Source organism: Streptomyces sp. NPDC057900 (assembly GCF_042887885.1).
In the GTDB taxonomy this organism is placed as follows: domain Bacteria; phylum Actinomycetota; class Actinomycetes; order Streptomycetales; family Streptomycetaceae; genus Streptomyces.
On the sequence record NZ_JBHVOI010000011.1, the window covers coordinates 205,707 to 211,706 of the forward strand.

At 72.7% G+C, this 6,000-nt stretch carries 5 protein-coding genes; 4 read left to right on the forward strand and 1 reads right to left on the reverse strand.

Annotated features, from left to right (window positions below; translation table 11 throughout):
* Positions 1 to 150: 150 nt before the first annotated feature.
* The 4 genes from ACFVQ0_RS30540 (at position 151) to ACFVQ0_RS30555 (ending at position 5,559) form a co-directional block, all read left to right on the forward strand.
* Entirely contained in the window at positions 151 to 1,314 is a 1,164-nt protein-coding gene (locus ACFVQ0_RS30540) for an HpcH/HpaI aldolase/citrate lyase family protein (protein ID WP_390092418.1), read from the forward strand.
* A gap of 137 nt (positions 1,315 to 1,451) precedes the next feature.
* Positions 1,452 to 4,079, forward strand: a complete 2,628-nt coding sequence (locus ACFVQ0_RS30545; protein ID WP_390092419.1) for a phosphoribosyltransferase — start codon at positions 1,452 to 1,454, stop codon at positions 4,077 to 4,079.
* A complete protein-coding gene (locus ACFVQ0_RS30550) occupies positions 4,076 to 4,903 on the forward strand; it encodes an HAD family hydrolase (RefSeq protein ID WP_390092420.1) in 828 nt (275 codons plus the stop codon). Before ACFVQ0_RS30545 ends, ACFVQ0_RS30550 begins: the two co-directional genes overlap by 4 nt.
* On the forward strand, positions 4,900 to 5,559 hold the full coding sequence (locus ACFVQ0_RS30555; protein ID WP_390092421.1) for an O-methyltransferase: 660 nt from the start codon (positions 4,900 to 4,902) through the stop codon (positions 5,557 to 5,559). The genes ACFVQ0_RS30550 and ACFVQ0_RS30555 overlap by 4 nt, the downstream gene beginning before the upstream one ends.
* Before the next feature lie 36 nt (positions 5,560 to 5,595).
* Here the strand turns inward: ACFVQ0_RS30555 and ACFVQ0_RS30560 are convergent, their stop codons facing one another.
* Positions 5,596 to 5,826, reverse strand: a complete 231-nt coding sequence (locus ACFVQ0_RS30560) for a zinc ribbon domain-containing protein (RefSeq protein WP_390092422.1) — start codon at positions 5,824 to 5,826, stop codon at positions 5,596 to 5,598.
* Positions 5,827 to 6,000 lie beyond the last annotated feature (174 nt).

Genomic DNA, 6,000 nt, shown 5'->3' on the forward strand with positions numbered 1-6,000 from the left:
CGGAAGCGCCGCGTCCGCACCCTGTCGAACCGTCGTCAAATGGACGAGTTACCCGGAATTCATGTGGTCAGGGAACTGCCGACACCCGTCCGTACGTACTATTACCGGCCACACGTTGTCCGATCGGTCAGGTAGCACGGGGGGAATCAGATGCGTCATTTCGGGCATATCGCGCCGACTGTCAGGGACGGCCTGTTCTTCCAGGAGCCGTGCTCCTTCGACGCCGACGCGCCGCCCCGGATACTCGCGGCCGCGCTGGGCGCCACCCTCTACAGCCCCGCCACCCGGCCGACGCTCGCCGGCGACGTGCTCAAGCAGGCCGCCCGGGGCGTCGTCTCCATGGTGCTGTGCCTGGAGGATTCGATCGACGACTCCGAGGTCGCCGGAGCCGAGGAGAACCTGGTCGGCCAGTTCGCGGAACTCGACGCGCGCGGCGGTGAGCTGCCGCTCCTCTTCATCCGGGTCCGTGAGCCGCACCAGATCACGGACCTGGTGCGCAGGCTCGGTGATTCCGCCCGACTACTGTCCGGATTTGTACTTCCGAAGTTCACGCAGGAGCGTGGCGTTCCCTTCATGGAGGCGCTCGCCAAGGCCGAGAGCGCAGGCGGCCGGCGGCTCTTCGCCATGCCCGTGCTCGAATCGCCCGAGCTGCTCCATCTGGAGACCCGGCGGGAAGTCCTCCAGAAGATCGCCGTCACCGTCGGCTCGTACCGGGACCGGGTGCTCGCGCTGCGGCTCGGCGTCACCGACTTCTGCTCCGCGTACGGGCTGCGCAGGGCGCCCGACATGACCGCCTACGACGTCCGGATCGTCGGTGACGTCATCGCCGACGTGGTCAACGTGCTGGGCCGGGCGGACGGCACCGGCTTCACGATCACCGGACCCGTCTGGGAGTACTTCCGGCTCCAGGAGCGCATGTTCAAGCCGCAGCTGCGCCGCAGCCCCTTCCTGGAGGGCAGGGCGGAAGAGCTGCGCACCGCGCTGATCGAGCACGACCTGGACGGCCTGCTGCGGGAGATCGAGCTGGACCGGGCCAACGGCCTGCTCGGCAAGACCTGCATCCACCCCTCGCACGTGGCCCCCGTGCACGCGCTGTCGGTGGTCAGTCACGAGGAGTTCAGCGACGCCCAGGACATCCTGCGGCCGGAGAGCGGAGGCGGCGGAGTGCTGCGGTCCGCCTACACGAACAAGATGAACGAAGTGAAGCCGCACCGGGCCTGGGCGGAGCGCACCCTGCAGCGGGCCGAGGTCTTCGGGGTGGCCAGGGAGGACGTCGGCTTCGTGGAGCTGCTGGCCGCGAGCCTCGCGGAATGAGCCCGTTCGGGTGAGGCTGGTCCGGTGAGGTGTTTCCACGACGGTCCCGGATGCGGTGGCGGTTGCGGTTGCGGATGGGCGTGGCTCCGAGTGCGGTCCGATGAGCGGGCGCACGGCTGAGGAAAGAGACGACGAACGTGGTGTGGTCGGGTAGCTGGGTCGCGGAGCGGCTGGGCGTCGAACTGGTGGGCGACGCCGAACTGCGGGAACTGCTGGGCCTCGCCCTGCGGCGCAACCCCAAGCGGGCGCATCTGCTCGTGTCCCATGTGCTCGGCAAGCACGTACCGCAGTACCCCTCGGTGGTCTACGGAGCCGGATTCCAGCTCGGCCGCCGGGTGCGGGAACTGCTGGGGGAGGCCGGGGCGCGGCACGCGGTCGTGCTCGGCTACGCGGAGACGGCCACCGGCCTCGGCCACGCGGTCGCCGACGGGCTCGGCACCGCACCGTATCTCCACTCGACGCGCCGCCCCGTGGCGGGCGTGGCGCGGGCGGGCGGATTCGAGGAGTCGCACTCGCACGCCACCTCGCACCTGCTGCTGCCGGAGGACCCGGACCTGCTGACGGGCGACGCGGCGGCTGCGCGTCCGGCCGCCCCGGCGGGTGAGGCCGGTGCGGACGACCCGGCCGGTGCGGACGCGGCCGACGCGGTGCTCGTGCTGGTCGACGACGAGTTCTCCACCGGCAACACCGTCCTCAACACCATCCGCGCCCTGCACGAGCGCTACCCCCGCAACCGCTACGTGATCGTGGCCCTGGCCGACATGCGCTCACCGGCCGACCGGGGCCGGCTGGCCGAGTTCGCGGCGGAGATCGGCGCCCGCGTCGACCTGGTGGCGAGGAACGCGGGGACGGTCCGCCTCCCGGACGGCGTCCTGGAGAAGGGCCAGGCACTGGTCGCGGCGGAGGAGGCGGCCCAGGACCATGCCCGTGCCCAGGACCAGGATCTGTCGCAGGGCGCCGGTGCTCCCCGCCCCTGTACCCGGGTGGACCTGCGCTGGCCCGCCGGTGTGCCCGACGGCGGCAGGCACGGCTTCACCCCCGAGCACCGCGCCCGGCTGGAGGCGGCCCTGCCCGCCATGGCGGACCGCATCGCCGCCGCACTGGACGACACGGCGCGCCGCGTACTGGTCCTCGGCTTCGAGGAGCTGATGTACGCCCCCCTGCGCCTGGGCACCGCGCTGGAGGACCGCCTCGACGCCGAGATCCGCTACTCCACCACGACCCGCTCCCCGGTCCTGGCGGTGGACGACCCGGGCTACGCGATACGCACCCGGCTGGTCTTCCCGGCCCACGACGACCCGGCCGACGGCCCCGGTGCCCGGTACGCGTACAACGTCGCGGGCGCCGGTTTCGACGCGGTCGTGGCCGTCGTCGACTCCACCGCCGACACGGCCGGACTGCACGCCCCCGACGGACTGCTGGCGCGGCTCGCCCCGCACACGGCCCAGGTCCTCCTCGCGGTGGTGCCCTCGTACGTACCGGCCGACGCGATACCCGCAGTGTCGGCACCACCCGCCGTCCCCGCCCCCGTCTCCGTCTCCGTCTCCGTCCCAGCCAAGGCCTCCGCCGCGCCGTCCGCCTCCGACCGCCAGGAAGAACCCCGCATGCTGCCCGAGCCCCTCCGTGGCCCCGCCTTCTCCTCCTACGCGCCCGACGAGGTCGGCTGGCTGCTCCAGGACCTCTCGGACACCGAGCTGGAGGCGCCCACGGAGGAGCGCGAGGAGGCGATACAGAGCGGCGGCGCGCACTACGCCGAGTCGCTGCCCGTCGAGTACCAGCCGTCGGACCAGTACCAGGACCTGTTCAAGGCGGCCCTTGACCTGTCGGCGGCCCGCATCGCCCGCGCCGTCGGCACCGTCACAGAGACGGTCCTGGCCGAGCGCGGCCCCCGTCCCGTACTGGTCTCGCTGGCCAGGGCCGGCACGCCCGTCGGCGTACTGATGCGCCGCTGGGCCCGCCACCGCCACGGCGTCGACCTGCCGCACTACGCCGTCTCCATCGTGCGCGGCCGGGGCATCGACGCCAACGCCCTGCGCTGGCTGGCCGCCCACCACAACCCGGCCGATGTCGTCTTCGTCGACGGCTGGACGGGCAAGGGCGCCATCACCCGCGAACTGGCCTCGGCCATCGCGGAGTTCGAGGACGCCGACGGAACCGAGGGCTTCAACCCGGAGATCGCGGTCCTGGCCGACCCCGGCGGCTGCGTCCGCACGTACGGCACCCGCGAGGACTTCCTGATCCCCTCGGCCTGCCTCAACTCCACGGTGTCGGGGCTCATCTCCCGTACGGTCCTGCGCTCCGACCTGGTCGGGCCGGACGACTTCCACGGCGCGAAGTTCTACCGCGAGCTCGCCGGATCGGACGTCTCCGGCCACTTCCTCGACACCGTCGCGGACCGGTTCGGTGAGGTCGCGGACGCCGTCGACGCCGACGCCAAGGAGCTGCTCACCGCGGACCGGGCACCCACCTGGGAGGGCTGGGCCGCCGTGGAGCGGATCAGCGAGGAGTACGGCATCCACGACGTGAACCTGGTCAAGCCGGGTGTCGGGGAGACGACCCGGGTCCTGCTGCGCCGGGTCCCCTGGAAGATCCTCGCCAAGCGCGGCGCCGGTGCCGACCTGGAGCACATCAGGCTGCTGGCCGAGCAGCGCGGCGTCCCGGTCGAGGAGGTCGACGCACTCCCGTACACCTGCGTCGGGCTGATCCACCCCAAGTACACGCGCGGGGCGACCGGCGCGGACGGCAAGGCGGTGGAGTCCAAGTGACGGTCCACGCGCCCTCCCCGGTGACGCTGGTCGCCAGCGACCTCGACCGCACCCTCATCTACTCGGCGGCCGCACTCCAGCTCCCGATGCCGGACGCGGAGGCCCCCAGGCTGCTCTGCGTCGAGGTGTACGACCACAAGCCGCTCTCGTACGTCACGGAGACGGCGGCGGAACTCCTCGTCGAACTGGCCGGATCCACGGTCTTCGTGCCGACCACCACCCGTACCCGCGAGCAGTACCACCGCATCCATCTCCCGGGACCCGCACCCCGGTTCGCGATCTGCGCCAACGGCGGACACATCCTGGTGGACGGTGAGTCCGACCCGGACTGGCAGCGGACGGTAACCCGTCGGCTGGCCGACGACTGCGCCCCGCTCGCCGAGATCCGCGCCCACCTCATATCCGCCGCCGATCCCGCCTGGCTGCTCAAGGAGCGTGTCGCGGAGGACCTCTTCGCCTACCTCGTCGTCGACCGGGCCCAACTGCCCCCGGACTGGAGGCAGGAGCTGGCCGAGTGGGCGGAGCCGCGCGGCTGGTCCGTCTCGCTCCAGGGCCGCAAGATCTACGTCGTGCCGAGGCCGCTCACCAAGAGCGCGGCGATGCGCGAGGTGGCCCGCCGCACGGGCGCCACGCTCACCCTCGCCGCCGGCGACTCCCTCCTGGACGCCGACCTGCTGCTCGCCGCCGACCGCGGCTGGCGCCCCGGCCACGGCGAACTGGCCGACGCGCACTGGAGTGCCCCGCACGTGGAGGCGACCGCGGAGCGGGGCGTCGCCGCGGGCGAGGAGATCCTGCGACGCTTCCTCAAAGGAGTTGAGCGATGACCAAGGGAAACGAAACCAAGATCACGGACGAGCTGTACGGGTACATGCTGGCGCACAACCCACCGCTGGACGCGGTGCAGCGCGAGCTCGTCGAGACCACGTACGCCCGTCTCCCCGACCACGCGGGCATGCAGTCGGCCGAGGAACAGGGCCCGCTGCTGGCCTTCCTCGTCCGGCTGACCGGGGCCCGTCACATCGTGGAGGTCGGCACCTTCACCGGCTTCTCCGCCCTGTCGATGGCCCAGGCCATGCCCGCCGACGGACTGCTGATCGCCTGCGACGTCTCGGAGGAGTGGACGGCGTACGGCCGTGAGGCATGGGCGAAGGCAGGCGTGGCCGACAGGATCGACCTGCGGATCGCCCCCGCCCTGGACACCCTGCGGGCGATGCCCGCCGAGCCGCACATCGACTTCGCCTACCTCGACGCGGACAAGGGCAGCTACATCCCGTACTGGGAGGAGCTGGTGCCCCGGATGCGCGGGGGCGGCGTCATCGCCACGGACAACGTGCTCTTCCACGGCCGTGTGACCGACCCGGACGCGACCGGCGGAGCGGCGGCCATCAAGGAGTTCAACGACCACGTGTCCGCCGACGCGCGGATGGACAGCGTGCTGCTCACGGTGGCGGACGGCCTGACCCTGTCGCGCAAGCGGTAGCCGTAGCGGCTGCGGCGGTTGCTGCGCCGGGGGCAGTCAGCCGCAGCAGCCCCCGCCGCAGCAACCGCCGCCACCGCCACCGCCGTCGCCCGAGGGCGCGGGCGCGGAACCGGCCGATCCGCCCACGGCGACGGCGACGGTGGAGAGAAGCTTCACGGTGTCCTCGTGCCCGGCGGGGCAGGGGGCGGGGGCCGAGGACTGGGCCATCGGACGACGAAGTTCGAACGTGTGTCCGCAGGAGCGGCAGCGGTACTCGTAACGAGGCATGGGCTCAGGCTATCCGCACGGACCGGATTCCGGGCAGAGGCAGCCCCCCCCCCCCCCCCCCCCCCCGGGGGGGGGGGGGGGGGGGGGGGGGGCGCGGGGGGGGGGGGGGGGGGGGGGGGGGCCGGCGGCGGGCGCGCCGGCGGCGGGGTGGGCGCGGGCGGGCGGCGGGGCGGG